The organism is Saccharibacillus alkalitolerans (assembly GCF_011090185.1).
Classification (GTDB): Bacteria; Bacillota; Bacilli; order Paenibacillales; family Paenibacillaceae; genus Saccharibacillus; species Saccharibacillus alkalitolerans.
In genome coordinates, this window is the sequence record NZ_JAAFGS010000013.1 from 16,327 (window position 1) to 31,206 (window position 14,880).

Genomic DNA, 14,880 nt, shown 5'->3' on the forward strand with positions numbered 1-14,880 from the left:
AAGAGGAGAGGAACGAAATGATCGGGTTCATTCATCAAAACCAAAAAAGCATCACCTTCTTTGCCGGTTTTCTGCTGATTATGGCGCCGGCTGTGGCTATTATGGGCTATTCCGGTCTACGGCCGTTCATCTTGATCGCCGCGACGTTTATTGCCGGGCTTCCGATTGCGATCAAAGCGTTCCAGACGCTGAGAATGAAAGTGTTCGGTATCGAGACGCTGGTGACGATCGCCGTCCTGGGTGCCCTTTTGATCGGGGAATATACGGAATCGGCAGTCGTTGCTTTCCTGTTCTTGTTCGGAGATTACTTGGAAGTCCGCACGTTGGAAAAGACGCGCTCTTCTCTGAAAAGCCTGGCAGATATGGCTCCGCAGGAAGCGACGATCCTCCGCGGCGGCAGCAGAGTGACCGTACCGGTGGAAGAAGTGGCTGCGGGAGACCGCGTCATGATCCGCACAGGCGGAAAAGTGCCGGTGGACGGCAGGATTGTCACGGGGCAGGCTCTATTGAACGAAGCGGCCATTACCGGGGAGTCGATTCCCGCGTCCAAAAAAGCGGGAGATCGCGTATTCGGCGGTACCGTCATCGATACCGGCTATATCGAAATCATCGCGGAAAAAGTCGGAGACGATACGACGTTCGCGAAAATTATCGAATTGGTGGAAGAAGCCCAGGAATCGAAAACGAAAACGGAAAAATTTCTGAACAAGTTCGCCGGCATCTATACGCCGGGGATCGCCGGGCTGTCGGTTCTGGTATACGCCCTGACCCGAGATTTTCACCTGGCGATCACTTTCCTGGTCATTGCGTGCCCGGGAGCTTTGATCATCGGGGCGCCGGTGTCGAGTGTGGCAGGCATCGGCAACGGCGCGAAAAACGGCGTGCTGGTCAAAGGCGGAGAAGCGATGGAACGATTCGCGGAAGTCGACACCCTCGTTTTTGACAAAACCGGTACGTTGACGAAAGGGAAACCGGAAGTGACGGATATTAAAGTTTTTCGTTCGTATCAAAAAGAGGATTTGCTGCGGCTTGCGGCACAGGCGGAAACGGCGTCGGAACACCATCTCGGCCGAGCGATCGTCCAGGAAGCGAAGAGCCGCGGCCTGGCACCGAAACAAGGGCCGAAAGACATCGACGTTATCAAAGGGAGCGGCTTGACGGCTGCGGTGGAAGGACGAAGGTTGACGATCGGGAACCGAAAGCTGATGCACGCGAACAAGATCGCCATACCGCCTGAAGCCGAAACTTATGCGGCAGAACGTGAAAAAGCCGGAAACACCGTGATTTTTGCAGCGGTGGACGGAAAATTGGCCGGCTTTTTCTCCATCGCCGATCCGATTCGCGAAGAGGCGGCGGCCGCGCTGGCTCAGATGAGAAGGAACGGCATTAATAGCATCATCATGCTCACGGGCGATAACCGATATACGGCGGAACGAGTCGCGACCCGATTGGGATTGGACGCCTTCCATGCCGAACTTCTGCCGGAAGACAAAGCGGCGTTCGTAAAGCGGCTAAAACAGCAGGGTCACGTCGTAGCGATGGCGGGAGACGGCGTCAATGACGCTCCGGCGATCGCCGCGGCCGATATCGGGGTCGCGATGGGGGAAGGCGGTACGGACATTTCCATGGAAACGGCGGATGTCGTCCTGATGAACGATAAGCTGATGCAGTTTTCCCATGCCTACTCCCTGTCCAAAGCGACTATCCGCAATATCAAACAAAATACGTTTTTCGCGGTCGGTACTGTCGCTGCGCTGCTGCTCGGGGTACTGATGGGGTCCGTCCATCTGGCGTCCGGCATGTTTATCCATGAAGCCAGCGTCCTGCTCGTCATCTTGAACGCCATGAGACTGATAGGCTTCGATCGGAAACGAATGCGGCGGGAAAAAGAAGGGAAGCTCGTTTGCGTTCAGGAATAGAGGAAGAATGAGACTAGGAGCGGTACAATAAGAGAAAAGCGGCAGGGTAAATACGGGTGAGGAGGGGAAGTATGAAGAATCATGAAGCATGCCGGCATACGGAAGGAAACGAGGGAGCGCCTAAACGCTGCGTGTCCATCGTTCCGATCTTCAATCATCTGCAGGACGACGAAATGGAGGAGGTCGCCAAAGCGACGCATGCGGTCTCTTTGAAAAAAGGGGAGCTGCTGCACAGAGCCGGCGATACATCGGATTCGCTGTATATCGTTCATCAAGGCAAAGTGAAAGTGTACCGGCTGTCGGAAAACGGCAGGGAGCAGCTGATCCGGATTCTGCAGCCGGGCGATTTCACGGGGGAACTCGCCCTGTTTAAGGAATCGATTCATGACGGTTACGCGGAAGCGCTGGAAAAGACCGAAATCTGCAGCATTCGGCGCGGCGATCTTCATGAGCTGCTGCAGCGGTATCCTAATATTTCGTGGAAAATTCTCCGTGAATTTTCCGACCGGCTTGACCAGGCGGAAAGCCAGGTCACCCGCTTGGCAACAGAAGACGCGGAGACCCGGATCGGGCTTTATCTGGCTCAGCAGGCGGAAGAACACCGATCCATGGAATACCGTCTGCCGATGTCGAGAAAAGACCTGGCTTCTTTTCTCGGGACGACGCCGGAGACGATCAGTCGGAAATTGGCCAAGTTCGAAGACGCGGGGTGGATCGAGCAGTCGGATCAGCGCCGTATCCGTATTTTGGATCTGGATGCTTTGCGGCTGGTCTAGCTCGTCTAGAGTGTGTCCGCAAACAGCGAACCGACTGCTTTTTCAACGCGGAATCTCTTCGGCTTTCAGCGTCAAGGTGGCATCGGTCCCCCGGCCGTCTTCGTAGTCGTCTGCACTGAAGCCGGCATAGAGCGTGATGTTTCCGTCTTTTTCGTAAAACTGCTTGATCTGCGTCTTGGAAGCCGGCAGGTCGATCTTCTCGGTCAGCCATTCGTCCGCTTTCATCGGGGTGGAGATGGCGACGGTGTTGATGCCGGCGGGGCCTCCGACTCGCTTGTCGTCTATCATCAGGCTGCCGATGAACAGCGGATCGCCGTGCACGATCGTGACCTCCGGCTGATCGCCCACATAGCGCAGGCCGGCTTCCGCCGTGAACGCCTTGTCGCCTTCTTCGAGACGGTCCACGACCAGACGAAGCTCGAAATCGCTGTCCGGGATACGTTTAATGGCGGTGACTTGGCCTTCGTCTTCGGTGACGGAGTCGGGTATATCGTCGGAGGAACAGGCGGACAGCAGCAGGGACAGCAGGGCGAGCAGCGGGAAAAGGCGGAGTTTCATGCAGGCGGCTCCTTCCTTCGAGTATTTGCCTTATAGACGTTCGGGCCGGGCAAAAAGGTGCAGCGAAATCCGTATTGGGCGAAATCATCGGTTAGACGTAGAAGTCTTTCCGATTGGATCTCTGTAGTTATCCACCTTATCCGCGGTCACTCCGCCGCTTTCCGCGCTTTTTTCCACTTCCGGATCTTCCCGCGAAACGTCCCGAACGGCGCGGCCGAGTTGATATGAATCCATCTCGCCATCGGCCAGTTCGGCTTGTCGCCCGTCCAGCGGCGCGCGCCCTGCACGAACAATTCCTCTTCGCTCAAGCCTTCGATCCAATCCAGCCATTTCGCTTCCGCCGCCGCCAGCATCGCCCGCAGCTCCGTCAGCGAATAAGCTTCATGCTGCCGGTAGAAGTCTTCGTACATCTCGCCGAGCCGGTTCCACTTATAGCCGGGGGCGGGCATCTCCGGCGTGCCGCCTGCGGCTTCTTCCGCGTCCCAACCTTGTACCAAAGCCAGCCAACCCAGCTGATAAGCCAGAATCTCGGCGGGCGTGCGATCGGCGTCCGGCAGGCGCAGGTCCCGATCCGCCTCCGCGATCCCGTCGAACTCGGCGTCCAGCTTGAGATAGGCGGCATGAATCGCGTCCTTCAGCTCCTGCTTCGACGCATACTGATAACTTGGCATAATCGTCCTCCTTTTGCTTCCCGTTCCATTATAAAGCGTAAACGCGGACAGCTCGGTGTCCGTTTTGCGAATCGTTTTTTATCGGGACGCGTTGACAATCGGCAGGAAAGAGGATTAAGATGAAAATCGTTAATAGTAATTATTACGATTAATTCCGATTTCAAGTTTATTTCGAAAGCGAGCGTGATCGAACATGAATACATTGTCGAAACGGGAAGGCGCGGATCGCCGAATCCCCGTCACCGTCCTCAGCGGCTATCTGGGCTCGGGCAAGACGACGCTGCTCAACCATGTCTTGAATAACCGCACCGGCCTTAAGGTAGCGGTCATCGTCAACGATATGAGCGAGGTCAATATCGACGCGGACCTGGTGCGCGAAGGCGGAGGGCTGTCGCGGATCGACGAGAAGCTGGTGGAGATGTCCAACGGCTGCATCTGCTGCACGCTGCGCGAAGATCTGCTGGTGGAGGTGGAGCGCCTGGCGGAAGAAGGCCGGTTCGACTATATCCTGATCGAGTCGACGGGGATCGGCGAACCGGTCCCCGTCGCGCAGACGTTCAGCTACGTGGACGAGGAGAACGGCATCGACCTGACGCAGCTGACGCGTCTGGATACGATGGTGACGGTCGTGAACGCGGCGGAATTCTGGAAAGACTACCAATCGCGCGAGAAATTGAGAGACCGCGGACAGGAAGTCGCCGACGAGGACGAACGCACCATCGTCGATCTGCTGATCGAGCAGGTGGAATTTTGCGACGTGCTGATCCTGAACAAATGCGATCTGGTGGAACCGGAAGAGCTGGACCGTCTGGAAGAAGTGCTGCGCAGCCTGCAGCCGACGGCGAAGTTTATCCGCTGCGTGAAGGGACGGGTCGATCCGGCCGAGATTCTGAACACGGGACGTTTCGACTTCGAACGGGCAAGCGCGTCGGCAGGCTGGATGCTGGAGCTGTCGAAAGAGGAGCATACGCCGGAGACGGAAGAGTACGGGATCAACTCCTTCGTCTATAAGCGCAAAGTGCCGTTCCATCCGGAACGCTTCGGCCGCTGGATCGGCCGCTGGCCGGAGTCCGTCGTCCGCTCCAAAGGCATCGTCTGGATGGCGTTCGACAACCGCAAAGCGTATTCGTTCAGCCAGGCGGGCAGCTCGAAAGAATTTGCGAGCGCCGGACTGTGGGTATCCGCGCTGACGCAGGAAGAACGCGACTTCTATTTCGGCGAAGGCGAATCGCTGGAGAACTCGCCGGATTGGGACGAACGCTGGGGCGACCGGGTCACGAAGCTGGTGTTTATCGGCATCGGGATGGACGGGGAAGAGATCGAACGATCGCTGGACGCGGCGCTGCTGACGGAAACGGAGATAGAGGAAGATTGGAGCCGGTTCCCGAATCCGTTCAAGCCGGTGACGGTATAGTCGTCTCTCGATAGACAACTTTATAGATGACGAAAAAATAATGGATAATGAAAAATATACGAAGAAACGAGCGGGCGTCGGTACTCTAGCGGCGTCTGTTTGTGTGGGTTTTATTGCGGTGTTGGATTGGCTGCGCTAAAGGAACGGCCGCAAACGTAAAGGGCTTCGCTAACGGATCGTATGTCCCTTAGAAGCGACAATCAGCCCCTCCCGCGATTTTAACGGATCGTATGTCCGTCAGCCGTCTGATTCGCCGCTTTTTTCGCCAAAAACAAACACAATTTCGCTCTAAGCGTCGCCTGGTTCCGTTAGAATTTTCAAAAGCCAAAAAACAGTCTCTAAGCGTCGCCTCGTTCCGTTAGAGTGAGTCGGGTGCGATATTCTGGAATACGCCAAACACGACCCCTGAGCATACGGAAAATGTTGTCGGATTTTCCGGCTTTTCGTGATAACCCGCTGTTCAATTTCCTTGCCCGGTGTTAATGAACAGAAGGAACCTAATCGGCAGGGAGGCGAAGAGGCATGAACGGATACCGATTCGTCAGCGACTGGATGCTGGAGACGAGCGCGGAGAAATTATGGAAGCTGATCGAGGAACCGGAGAGAGCGGACTGGTGGCGGGGCTGCTCGATCTGCAAGACCAAATCGGGCCCCGGCGGCGACGGAATCGGCGACGAGTATCTGACCGTGATCCGCACGCGGATGCTGTACAAGCTGTCTTTTACGGCGCGGATCGTGAATAAGCGGAAGCCCCGGCTGATCGAGCTGCGCGCGGACGGGCACCTGGAAGGAGTCGGCCGACTGGAGTTCGAGCAGGTCGGGACCTGCACGCGGATACGTTATACGTGGGAAGTGCGAACGAAAAAAAGATGGATGAACTTCTGGGCGCCTTTTTTTCGACCGGCGTTCGTGTGGAACCACAATCGTGTCATGGCCGATTGTATCGAAGGACTGACGAACCGGCTGGGGATTCGTTTGGTGCAGCCGGGATTGGCGGAATAATCCGAGACCGGGACAACTTGAAGAAAGGCGAACCCTCGGAGGACGAGAGTTCGCCTTTTTGCTGCGGCTTATTTGGGATCCGTCAAGTGAAGTCGCGCAGACGGATGCGCTATTCGCTGCATAAAGGTCAGTGTGCGGCCATATTCGACGACAGGCTCGCCGCCACGATCTCCGGCAGCTCGGCCTTGTGCGCTATGTAGGCTTCCTTGGTGATCTGTCCGCCCTCGAGCCTCTGCTCCAGCTGCTGCTCCAATTCGCGGACTTGCAGCGCCAGCAGTTCGTCCTGGCTTCCGCCGTTCAATGCCGCGATTTCGCGCAGCGACAATCCTTTATCGTACATCAAATCGTACACCTGCTGCTCGCTCTGCGCGCCCAGCGCGTACAGGAACGCGTCCTTGCCGCTCGCCGTTTCGTCGCTCGAAGCCGGCGGCGTCTCGCGGTAGACCGCACCCGCTTCGACGCGCCCGCCGCCGAGACTGCTGCCCAGCGTAATGCCGAGCGCCAGCGTGCCGATGATCCAGATTCTTTTCAGATTGATGCGATTTGTTCCGGGAAGGTCGCCGCTTTGGACGATCGTCTTTGCGCCGCGCGCTTTTGCGGCTTTTGCTCCCGCGTTTTTCATGGTTTTCATGCTTGTTCCCCGCTTTCTTCGGTTAAGTCCGTGTGAATGTTCGCTTATGTGTTCTCGCCGGTTTTTCGTGTTTCGTTCGCCGTTCCGGCTCGCGCCGGGCTGCCTTTTCTGAGAGAGACCGTCCGTCCGGTGTCGGTGTCGGGGGTCTGCGTGAACTTCTGTTCTGCCTTTACTATACACACTGAATCTTAACCCAAGCTTAACTCGGGGGATTTTTTTAAAAGGGCGATAGCAAAAAATAAAGTTTCTGCTCCCGGGAACGGGTGTACTAATAAAGAGAAGGAGGGATGGTTATGTATCCGGACCTGGAAGGAAAGACCGTGATTGTGACCGGTGCCGCATCGGGACTCGGTAAGGCAATCGCTATGCGGCTCGGCCGCGAGAAAGCCAATGTCGTCATCAATTACCACAGCAACAGCGAAGGCATCGAAGACATGGTCAAGGACATCGAACAAGCGGGCGGACGGGCAATTACCGTTCAGGCCAGCACCTCGGAAGAGGAAGGCGTGAAGAAGCTGATCCAAGCCGCTCACGATACGTTCGGCAGCCTCGATATCATGATCAACAATGCCGGCAAGGAAAACGAAGTCGAATCGCACAAGCTCTCGCTCGAAGACTGGAACAAAGTCATCGAACTCAATCTGACGGGGTATTTTCTCGGCAGCCGCGAGGCGATCGCCTATATGCTTGAACATGGCGTCAAAGGCACGGTCATCAACATGTCCAGCGTCCATGAGATCATTCCATGGCCTCACTTCGTGCATTACGCGGCGAGCAAGGGCGGCGTCAAGATGATGACCGAGACCCTTGCGCTGGAGTATGCGCCGCATGGTATACGAGTCAATTCGATCGGGCCGGGTGCGATCAACACGCCGATCAACAAAAAGAAATTCGAAGATCCCGAGCAGAAAAAACAGGTCGAAAGCATGATTCCGATGGGTTACGTAGGTGAACCCGAGGAGATTGCCGCGGTGGCGGCCTGGCTCGCGTCGTCGGAATCCAGCTATGTGACGGGTATCACGCTGTTTGCCGACGGAGGCATGACAAAATACCCTTCTTTCCAGGGAGGGAAAGGGTAAGGTCGCTCTATGGTAATGAGGGGAAGCGGAAGGCGTCTTGAAAAGGGCAGCCCTTCCGCTTCTTTTGGTTCGTCAAACCGGAAGGAGGAGCCTACAGTGAATCCGAAATGGTGGAAAGAAAGCGTCATCTACGAGATTTATATCAAGAGCTTCAAAGACTCCAACGGAGATGGAGTGGGCGATCTAGCGGGCGTCCTCTCGAAGCTGGATTATCTGCAGGAACTCGGCGTCAACGTACTGTGGCTCACCCCCGTCTACGATTCGCCCGACCATGAAGGCGGTTACGATATTCGGGACTACCGAAGCATTATGGACAAATTCGGAACGATGGACGATTTCGACCGGCTGCTCGAAGACGCGCATGAACGCGGGATGAAGATTATGCTGGAGATGCCGCTGAACCATACGTCGAACGAACACCCGTGGTTCGAAGAATCGCGGTCTTCCAAGAAAAACGATAAACGCAATTATTATATCTGGCGCGAAGGCCGGGGATCGGGTTTCCCGAACAACTGGGGCTCGTATTTCGGCGGCTCTGTCTGGGAATTCGACCAAGAGACGGAAGAGTATTATATGCATCTGTACAGCAGCCGCCAGCCCAATCTGAATTGGGAGAACGAGAAAGTGCGCGAAGAAGCGTACGAGATCGTCAAATGGTGGGCGGATAAAGGCGTAGACGGGTTCCATTTCAACTCGATCGCCCATATCGTCAAGACCGAAGGCCATAACCATGACGAAGAGAGCGGCAATACGCAGCATCTACCGGTCGAGCGGGCGTATCAGATGTTCTCCAGTCTGGACAAGGTCAACGCGATCGTCAAAAGGCTGCACAAAGAAGACGGCACCGACTACGATCTGATGGTGGTCGGCGAAGCGGCCGGGCTCGATCCCGCGCAGACGCTCGACTTTATCGGCGACGATCCGGGCAAAGCCAATCTGGTGCTGAATTCCGACCATATGCTGCTGACCCATTCGTCGCAGGGCATCGGGCGCTGGACGACCAAGTCTTGGACGCTGCTCAATCTGAAGCAGGCGATCAGCCATTGGCAGACCGTGCTGCACGAACAAGGCTGGAACGCGACGTATCTCGCCGACCATGACCAGCCGCGGGCGGTCTGCCGCTTCGGGCATACCGGCGAGTATCGCGAGCTGTCGGCCAAGATGCTGGCGACCTTGCTCATGACGCTGCAAGGCACGCCTTCTATCTATCAGGGAGAAGAGCTGGGGCTGGTCGGCGGAGGCGTCTTCCATACCGCCGCAGATTTCCGCGACGAAGAGACGCTGAACTTCCTGCATCACGCCAAGAAGAGCGGGATGGACGAAGAAGAAGCGCTCAAGATCGCGAGGCGCAACACGCGCGACGCGGGCCGGAACCCGATGCCGTGGAACGCTTCGGCCAACGGAGGTTTCACGACCGGGCAGCCGTGGATCGGCATGTCGCCGGGTCACGAAGAAGTGAACGCCGAGCGCGCGGTCGCCGATCCGGATTCGGTGTTCCATTATTATAAGAAGCTGATCGAGCTTCGCAAAGTCAGCCAGGCGCTGCTGTACGGCGAATACCGCCTGCTGCTGCCGCTCGATACGGACATCTATGCGTTCACGCGCACATTCGAAGACGAGACGCTGATGGTTGTGCTGAATTTCTTCTCCGGCACGCCGACGTTCAAATGTCCGGAACGCCTGTGCGAACGTCCGCGCGAATTCATCTTCGGCAATTACGAGCCGGGCGTGACGCAGGGAAGCGACTTCGAACTGCGGCCTTACGAGGCGGCGATTTATCGGTTGGGATAGAAGCATGCCAGAGATCGATAGGAATGACAAACAGGGCTGCCCCGAATAGCTGGGGCAGCCCTTGACGTGCGCGTTTCGAATCTTTTTACTTGTCCAAGCCCAGCAGGGTACGCCAAGCGGCTTCGATCTTCTTCGCGCCGGCTTCGGCCGACTGCTGACCGGTCAGGATCTGCACGAGGTTAGGCGTGAAGTCTGTGAACATCTGCGCGCCTTCCGGAATCAGCGGTCGCGGTTTGGCAGCATCGAGCTGAACTTTGAAGCCCTGCACGATCGGGTCGGACATGAGCTGCTCGTCTTGATAAGCGCTGTTGCGCGAAGGCAGCGATTTGAGTTCTTTCGTATGCAGAAGCTGCGATTCCGTGCTCGTGAGATACCGAATCAACGCATAGCTTTCTTTTGGGTGCTTGCTGTACTTGGAGATGACCAGACTGTGGCCTCCCGCCGGCGAGCCGGTATCGCCTTTCGGCCCTGTCGGAATGACCGCGATGCCCAGATTCGAAGCGTCTTTGAACTGGGCTCCCGCCAGCAGGTCGGAGACTGCCCAAGGACCGTTGATCATAAAGGCCGAACGACCTTCCTTGAAGTCGGACATCATGACGTTGTAACTGTCCGAGAAATCCGGATAAGGCTGCGCGGCCCCGTCTACGATCAGATTCCGCATGAATTTCAGCGCTTCGACCGAGGCCGGCTGAGCGATTTCGACCTGCCGATCGTCCGTCATGGTTCCTCCGCCGAACGCCCAGATATAAGGCAGGGCATAGAAAGAGTTATCGGATACGTAAATGCCGTAGCGATTCGCCGTTTTTAGCGCTTTCGACATCGTTTTTAATTCTTCCATCGTCTTAGGCGGTTGGGCAAACCCGTTTTCCTGCAGAAGCTTCTTATTGTACAGGAGAGCCAGAGATTCCATGACCGTCGGCAGGCCGTACAGATGGCTTTCGAATTCGTCGGAACGAAGCGCCGAAGGCACGAAATCTTTCCGGTCGTCCGCGGAAATCATATTTTCGATCGGATACAGCAGCCCGAGGCTTGCCAGTTCGGGTACCCAAGAATTGTCCGAACGGAAAAGGTCCACCGGCTGGTCGCCCAGCAAAGCGGTCTTGAAGCTGTCGGAAGAAAACGATACGGCTTTCACGTTGACTTTGATATTCGGATTCTCCGACTCGAACATCTTGATTCTGGATTGCACGAGTTCCGCTTCCTTGCCGTCGTAAGAACTGTAGAAGGTGAGTTCCACCGGAGCGCTGCCGGAGCCTGCGGACAGATTGGAACAAGCGCTGAGCAGCAGCAGAGCTGCCAGCAGAAACGATAATTTTCTCATATGAAGTCTCCTCGGAATGTTGAAATAGGCGGCTTTGCGGACGAAAGTTCGCCCATCACAAACTGAACTGGCCGATCAGCGACTTCAGCTCGTCCGACAGATCAGCCAACGAGGTGGCGGAATCGGCGATCTCTTCCATCGAAGCGCGCTGCTGCTCGGTCGAAGCGGCCACGCTCTGCGTGCCCGCGGTCGTTTCCCGCGAGATGTCCGCGATCAGCGAGGTGCCCGACACGGCTTGTTCCGCGTCCGTCAGCATGCTCACGGTAGAGTCGGTCACTTCCCGTACATCCGTTTTGACTTTTTCGATCATGCCGATAATGTCTTCGAACGAGTCGCCGGCGACTTCGATCAGATCGATGCCTTTGCGAACCTCCTGCGTTCCGTATTCCATCTCCGTGGCAGCCGATCCGGTCGCCTGCTGAATGCCCAGTACCAGACCGTGAATCTGGTCGGCGGACAGACGCGACTGTTCGGCGAGCTTGCGGACTTCGTTCGCCACGATAGAGAATCCGCGGCCCTGTTCGCCGGCGCGGGCGGCCTCGATCGCGGCATTGAGCGCCAGCAGGTTGGTCTGGCTGGAGATCTCCGTAATCAGCTGCGTGGCTTCGCCGATCTGCGCGACCTGCCGTCTCAGCCCGTCGACCACTTCGCCCAGGCGTTGGTTGCTGTTTTCGATGACTCGCACCTGACGGATCGCGTTGGTGAGATCGCTTTTTCCCTGCTCGGCGGACGAAAAAGTGGTCTCGACCGTTTCCATCACGGCTTCGCTGTTTCTCGCGATGTTCTGCACTTGATTCGAGATCCCCGTAATGACGGACAGGTTATGTTCGACCTGATTGGCTTGACGCTCGGTGCCTTCCGTAATGTTCTGCATCACGTCCGCGATCTGCTTGGTCGCCGAACTGGTCTGTTCCGCGCCGGCCTGAAGCTGCACGGAAGACGCCGCTACCATATGCGAGACCTGATCGGCACTGCTCAAGACGGAACGCAGCGAGTCGGTCATCGCGGAGAAAGCCCGGGTCAGATCGGCCAATTCGTCGTTGCCCCGAACCGCCAAAGACGTTTCGCGCAGATCGCCTTTCGTCGCCGAATCGGCAACCCGGATCAGCGGGCGAATACGGGAGATCAAGTAATTCGACAGCAGGTAAGCGATCAGCACGGACAAGAGTACCGCCAAGCCGACCAGTACGTAGCTTGCGATCCGTATTTGCAGACGGGCTTCCTGAATTTCCTGTTCGTAACTTTCGATTTTCGCCTGCTGCTCTTCGACGAAAGACAACAGGGAAAACGCCACGGGATCGAACGACTGCTGCGTGTATTTTTGCTGGGCTTCGGCTTTTTGCCCGCTGTCCGCCAGCGCCATCAAAGCCTGTTTATCCGCGACGGTAGCCGACCACAGCGTATTGAACTTTTCGATTTGCTCGATGCCGGCCGGATCGACGGTCGCTTCTTTCAGCCGTTTCAATTCGGTGTCCAGAAAAGAAACCGTCTCGTCGAAACGCGACTTGAAGCCGCTTTTCAAATGGTCCGGCGCCAGCAGGTAATGCGCGCCTTCGTCGTTGGCGGTTCGCGCGAACAAATTCAGCCGCTGCACGGTCTCCATCCGTTTATTGGTCGCTTGGATCTCGTCGTTCAACCGGGTAATGCGCTGGTTCATCAAGCTCGTAATGCCGACCGTGGCCACGAAAAGAATGATGATTGAAGAAAAACTAAGAAGCAGTCTGTTGCGAAGCGATAACTTCAAAATCGAACCCCCCCATTACCTGTATATAGATCAGTATTTGCCGATTAGGCCAAAGCCCTTCTATAGTTATCGGATACTTTTCTGCTATTTTGTATAGGGAAAACGTTTGCACATATACTTAATATAAATATTAATGATTCACATAAGAATTGACTTGTACGGACATGCGTGATACATTGGGTGCGTAAAGGTTCTTCCGCCCGTACAACCGGGTAGCGGCGCAGGAAAAGGCCCGTCCGGATTTGCGGTTCGACAACTAGGTTTTGTCAACGTGATAAGTAAGATTGCGTGCCCTCGAACGGACCTGAAGCGTGTACGCTTGAGAGCACGCAATCCTTTGATGAAGAGTTGACAAAACCTTAAATGTAAGCGTTCTATCGGGATGGGCCTTCATCATATTTTTGCAGAAGGAAAGGATGAATGAACCGCATGACAGCATCTAACCTGAAAGCCAGAATGATCGTCGACAAGTCGTTCCGCATCTCCGAGATCGACGAACGGATCTACGGATCGTTTATCGAGCACCTCGGACGCGCCGTATACGGAGGCATCTACGATCCGGGTCACCCGACGGCCGACGAATACGGATTCCGCGGCGACGTGAAGCAGCTGATCCGCGACCTGAGAGTGCCGATCGTACGCTACCCGGGCGGCAACTTCGTATCGGGCTACGATTGGGAAGACGGCGTAGGCCCGGTCGAAGACCGTCCGAAACGTCTGGAGTTGGCGTGGAGAACGCTGGAGCCGAACTACGTAGGCACGAACGAGTTCATGCGTTGGGCCAAAGACGCCGGAACGGACGTCATGATGGCGGTCAACCTCGGCACGCGCGGCATCGACGCCGCCCGCAACCTCGTGGAATACTGCAACCATCCGGGCGGCAGCCGCTACAGCGACCTGCGCAAGCAGCACGGGTTCGCAGAGCCGCATAAGATCAAGATGTGGTGCCTCGGCAACGAGATGGACGGACCGTGGCAGATCGGACACAAGACGGCGGAAGAATACGGACGCCTCGCGCTGGAAACGGGCAAAGCGATGCGCCTGATCGACCCGACGATCGAACTTGTATCCTGCGGCAGCTCCAGCACCGGCATGGCGACGTTCCCGTCGTGGGAAGCGGAAACGCTCGATCACACATACGAAGTGGCCGATTTCGTCTCGCTGCACCAATACTACGGCAACCGGGATAACGATACGGCGAACTACCTGGCGCGCGGCATGGACATGGACCACTTTATCCATACGGTTATCGCGACGACGGATTATATCAAGGCCAAGAAGCGCAGCAAAAAGACGATGAAGCTCAGCTTCGACGAATGGAACGTGTGGTACCACTCCAACGAAGCGGACGCTCAGATCGACCGAAGCCCGTGGAGCGTGGCGCCGCCGCAGCTCGAAGACGTCTACAACTTCGAAGACGCGCTGCTCGTCGGCAGCATGCTGATGACGTTCCTGCGCCGCGCGGACCGCGTGAAGTCGGCCTGCATGGCCCAGCTCGTCAACGTTATCGCGCCGATCATGACGGAGAACGGCGGACGTTCGTGGAAACAAACCATCTATTATCCGTACCTGCATGCTTCCGTCTACGGCCGCGGCGTCTCGCTCAAGCCGGTCGTGGATTCGCCGAAATACGATGCGCAGGATTACACGGATGTACCGTATCTGGACACCGCCGTTGTGCATAACGAAGAAGAAGACACGCTCACGATCTTCGCGCTCAACCGTCACCTGACCGAAGCGCTCGATCTGACGTGCGACGTGCGCAGCTTCGAAGGTTATGCGATCGAAGAACATATCGTGCTTGAGAACGACGACCTCAAAGCCGTCAACACGGCCGACAGCGAGAAGGTCGCTCCGCATAACCGCGGCGCTTCCGAACTGAAGGACGGCATCGTGAGCGGACGTCTGGCAAAAGCTTCGTGGAACGTGATCCGTCTGCGCAAGCAGGGATAATTTTTTCGGCAGAGGAGAATA

The 14,880-nt window shown here is 56.4% G+C and carries 12 protein-coding genes; 7 read left to right on the forward strand and 5 right to left on the reverse strand.

What is annotated here, in order from left to right:
• The first annotated feature begins 17 nt into the window (after positions 1 to 17).
• Positions 18 to 1,919, forward strand: coding sequence for a heavy metal translocating P-type ATPase (locus GYN08_RS22145; RefSeq protein WP_166279469.1), 1,902 nt, complete (start codon positions 18 to 20; stop codon positions 1,917 to 1,919).
• Between the two features lie 71 nt (positions 1,920 to 1,990).
• Entirely contained in the window at positions 1,991 to 2,695 is a 705-nt protein-coding gene (locus tag GYN08_RS22150; RefSeq protein WP_166279472.1) for a Crp/Fnr family transcriptional regulator, read from the forward strand.
• A gap of 42 nt (positions 2,696 to 2,737) precedes the next feature.
• On the opposite strand, the gene GYN08_RS22155 is transcribed toward GYN08_RS22150, so the two are convergent.
• The gene (locus GYN08_RS22155; RefSeq protein ID WP_166279475.1) at positions 2,738 to 3,253 is read right to left on the reverse strand and encodes a hypothetical protein; all 516 of its coding nucleotides are present in this window, start codon (positions 3,251 to 3,253) and stop codon (positions 2,738 to 2,740) included.
• Between the two features lie 146 nt (positions 3,254 to 3,399).
• The gene (locus tag GYN08_RS22160; RefSeq protein WP_166279478.1) at positions 3,400 to 3,924 is read right to left on the reverse strand and encodes a ClbS/DfsB family four-helix bundle protein; all 525 of its coding nucleotides are present in this window, start codon (positions 3,922 to 3,924) and stop codon (positions 3,400 to 3,402) included.
• 193 nt (positions 3,925 to 4,117) lie between these two features.
• On the opposite strand from GYN08_RS22160, the gene GYN08_RS22165 reads away from it, so the two are divergent.
• Together GYN08_RS22165 and GYN08_RS22170 are read left to right on the forward strand one after the other, a co-directional pair.
• Positions 4,118 to 5,338 carry a GTP-binding protein gene (locus GYN08_RS22165; protein ID WP_166279481.1) on the forward strand — a complete coding sequence of 407 codons (1,221 nt, stop codon included), beginning with the start codon at positions 4,118 to 4,120 and terminating at the stop codon, positions 5,336 to 5,338.
• Between the two features lie 522 nt (positions 5,339 to 5,860).
• On the forward strand, positions 5,861 to 6,340 hold the full coding sequence (locus GYN08_RS22170; protein WP_166279484.1) for an SRPBCC family protein: 480 nt from the start codon (positions 5,861 to 5,863) through the stop codon (positions 6,338 to 6,340).
• A gap of 127 nt (positions 6,341 to 6,467) precedes the next feature.
• On the opposite strand, the gene GYN08_RS22175 is transcribed toward GYN08_RS22170, so the two are convergent.
• On the reverse strand, positions 6,468 to 6,971 hold the full coding sequence (locus GYN08_RS22175) for a hypothetical protein (protein ID WP_166279487.1): 504 nt from the start codon (positions 6,969 to 6,971) through the stop codon (positions 6,468 to 6,470).
• 293 nt (positions 6,972 to 7,264) lie between these two features.
• Between GYN08_RS22175 and GYN08_RS22180 the strand changes: the two genes are divergently transcribed.
• Together GYN08_RS22180 and GYN08_RS22185 are read left to right on the forward strand one after the other, a co-directional pair.
• The gene (locus GYN08_RS22180) at positions 7,265 to 8,050 is read left to right on the forward strand and encodes a glucose-1-dehydrogenase (RefSeq protein WP_166279490.1); all 786 of its coding nucleotides are present in this window, start codon (positions 7,265 to 7,267) and stop codon (positions 8,048 to 8,050) included.
• A 96-nt stretch (positions 8,051 to 8,146) separates the two neighbouring features.
• Complete coding sequence (locus GYN08_RS22185; RefSeq protein WP_166279493.1) at positions 8,147 to 9,841, forward strand: glycoside hydrolase family 13 protein; 1,695 nt, start codon at positions 8,147 to 8,149, stop codon at positions 9,839 to 9,841.
• An 85-nt stretch (positions 9,842 to 9,926) separates the two neighbouring features.
• Here the strand turns inward: GYN08_RS22185 and GYN08_RS22190 are convergent, their stop codons facing one another.
• Both GYN08_RS22190 and GYN08_RS22195 read right to left on the reverse strand, forming a co-directional pair.
• A complete protein-coding gene (locus tag GYN08_RS22190; protein ID WP_166279496.1) occupies positions 9,927 to 11,162 on the reverse strand; it encodes an extracellular solute-binding protein in 1,236 nt (411 codons plus the stop codon).
• A 55-nt stretch (positions 11,163 to 11,217) separates the two neighbouring features.
• A complete protein-coding gene (locus GYN08_RS22195) occupies positions 11,218 to 12,906 on the reverse strand; it encodes a methyl-accepting chemotaxis protein (protein WP_166279499.1) in 1,689 nt (562 codons plus the stop codon).
• A 429-nt stretch (positions 12,907 to 13,335) separates the two neighbouring features.
• On the opposite strand from GYN08_RS22195, the gene arfA reads away from it, so the two are divergent.
• Complete coding sequence (arfA, locus tag GYN08_RS22200) at positions 13,336 to 14,859, forward strand: arabinosylfuranosidase ArfA (protein WP_166279502.1); 1,524 nt, start codon at positions 13,336 to 13,338, stop codon at positions 14,857 to 14,859.
• The last annotated feature ends 21 nt before the right edge of the window (positions 14,860 to 14,880 follow it).